Origin of the sequence: Clostridium sp. (assembly GCF_051656525.1) — a bacterium.
GTDB lineage: Bacteria > Bacillota > Clostridia > Clostridiales > Clostridiaceae > Clostridium.
Genome location: NZ_JBOGCC010000285.1, coordinates 1 through 2,133 on the forward strand (window position 1 = coordinate 1; position 2,133 = coordinate 2,133).

Annotated in this window: 4 protein-coding genes; all 4 read left to right on the top strand. The window is 30.4% G+C overall.

Annotated elements, in window-relative coordinates; all coding sequences use genetic code 11:
- A partial coding sequence (locus tag ACRDDY_RS14630; protein ID WP_438565679.1) for a gamma-glutamylcyclotransferase family protein occupies window positions 1-303 on the top strand: 303 nt, incomplete at its 5' end.
- Between the two features lie 108 nt (window positions 304-411).
- Complete coding sequence (locus tag ACRDDY_RS14635; protein WP_438565680.1) at window positions 412-1,305, top strand: tyrosine-type recombinase/integrase; 894 nt, start codon at window positions 412-414, stop codon at window positions 1,303-1,305.
- 88 nt (window positions 1,306-1,393) lie between these two features.
- Window positions 1,394-1,864 carry a GIY-YIG nuclease family protein gene (locus ACRDDY_RS14640; RefSeq protein WP_438565681.1) on the top strand — a complete coding sequence of 157 codons (471 nt, stop codon included), beginning with the start codon at window positions 1,394-1,396 and terminating at the stop codon, window positions 1,862-1,864.
- A gap of 76 nt (window positions 1,865-1,940) precedes the next feature.
- On the top strand, window positions 1,941-2,133 hold a 193-nt coding region (locus ACRDDY_RS14645), incomplete at its 3' end, for a hypothetical protein (RefSeq protein ID WP_438565682.1).

The window sequence follows — 2,133 nt, forward strand, 5'->3', positions numbered from 1 at the left end:
GGAAAAGTTAAAGGCTTTGATATGTATGACACAGGATATGGCTTCCCTTGCATCATTAAAGGTGAAGGAGAAATTGAAGTTGAAGTGTATGAAGTTAAATACTCAATTGTAGAGATGAAGCTTGATATACTTGAAGGATATGAGCCAAATTCAAGTGATAACTTATACAACAAAGAGGTTGTTAATGTTACAATGGAAGATGGAAGAAGAATTGCTGGTTATATCTATACTTGGAATGGTGAAGTTGATTGCATGAATAAAATTGAATCTGGTGATTGGAAAGAATGGCTAGATTTAAAATAAAAAATTTATTGTTGGAGTGGGGAAGCTACAAGTTGGACATCAAGAAATGAACTTGAAATAGTAGAATGGAAGTATGTAAAATTAGCAGAATAAAATTAGTTTAGGGGGTTGACATTCAACCCTCTTTTTGGTATACTTAGTTTATCAAATAAAACATATGAGGTGAAGCAAATGGAAATGTTAAAAGTATTCAAACAATCTTTAGAGGCAGAATCAAAAAGTGATAATACTATAAAGAAGTATGTAGAAGTTGTTGAAGAGATGCTATCAATCATAAACAAGCCCGTAGAAGAAATCAAATTCATGGATCTTAAGTTGACTTGGGTTAAAGCAATCAAAGATAAAAACTCTGATTCAACTTACAACTTAAAAGTAAATGCTCTTAAGAAATTCTTTTCTACAATGATTGACTTTGAGTTTCTTGAGAAAGACCCATCAGAGAAGCTTGAGTTAACTAAAGTGGATAATGTACAAGATGAATATTTAACTAAAGAGCAAATCAAAACGCTTATCGACACTTGCAAGAACACTAGACTTAAAGCCATGATTCTTATAATGGCTACTACAGGAGTGCGTGTTAGTGAACTAATCAACATCAACTTAGATGACTACTTAAATGGCAAGGTGGTTGTAGATTGTAAAGGCGGTAAGACTAGAGAGCTCACCTTCACACAGCAAACAAATGAAGCCATTGAAGCATACTTGCCAAACAGAAAAGAAAAAGATGGATGCAAAAACCTATTTACCAGCAATGTAGGTCTAAAACTAAATAGACAAAACATATCCACTTCTCTTAAAACATTAGGAATTAAATGTGGTATTGAAGCAGACATTATGCACCCACATATCTTTAGGGCAATGTTCACAACAAGTATTGCTACAGAGTATGGAATACAAGTAGCTCAACGTATTTTGAAACATAGTAGTATCACTACAACAAGTAGATACACAAGACTCCAAGATGATGTAAAGAAACAAGCAGAGTTAAGCGTAGTATTTTAATTTTTAGGAGTGTATAAAGACACTCATTTTAGTCAACACCATAAAATATAGATGTATAAAAAAATAATATATCAAAGGGGAATTTTAAATGAAAGGTGTATATGTATTAAAATCAAACAAGAAGGAACTATTGAAAATTGGTAAAGCAGAAGATTTTGACAAGAGGTTGAAAGATTTTGAAAGACAATCAAATCACTTGGGAAACTATGATGAAAAGTTTGAATATGTTTTAAAAATTGAATGTTGTAAAAATGAAGAGCTTGAAAAGATTCTCCATAAAAGATTTTTAGATAAAAATATTGTTGGGGAATGGTTTGACATTAAACTAGAAGAAATAAAATCGTTTTGTGAAAATTTAAACATGGAAAATTATTTAAAAGATGAAAAGACGGAAATAAATAACAATAAGGTTTTTGGTAGGCCAAAGAATCTAAGTGATAAATTAGAAAAATTAAAAGAAGATAAAGAATTTATGAGTATATTACAAGATTTTAGAATTATAGAGCAAAATATTTCAAGGCTGGAATTAAAAGTATTAGAATACATTAAAAATAAATAATATTTTTTAATAAAGAGGGTTTACATCCCTCTTTTCATATGTTATAATAAGTTATATCAATAAGGGAGGTAGTTATATGAAATTACAAAATTTAAAAGATGTGACAGTTGGATTAGTGGTGGTATTTGGAACTTTGGTATTATATACAACTGTGTCTAACATGCATAAGAATACTACACAAGAAGAGATTAATGTTAGAGGTGTTATTTATACTAAGGACTGTCCTAAGTGCCTTTCAGACGATTCTATGGAGTGCTACATGGACTTAA

What these genes read in the sequence shown, in the direction of transcription:
- ACRDDY_RS14640 (WP_438565681.1), top strand. Translation starts at nt 1,394, where the DNA reads ATGAAAGGTGTATATGTATTAAAATCAAACAAGAAGGAACTATTGAAA.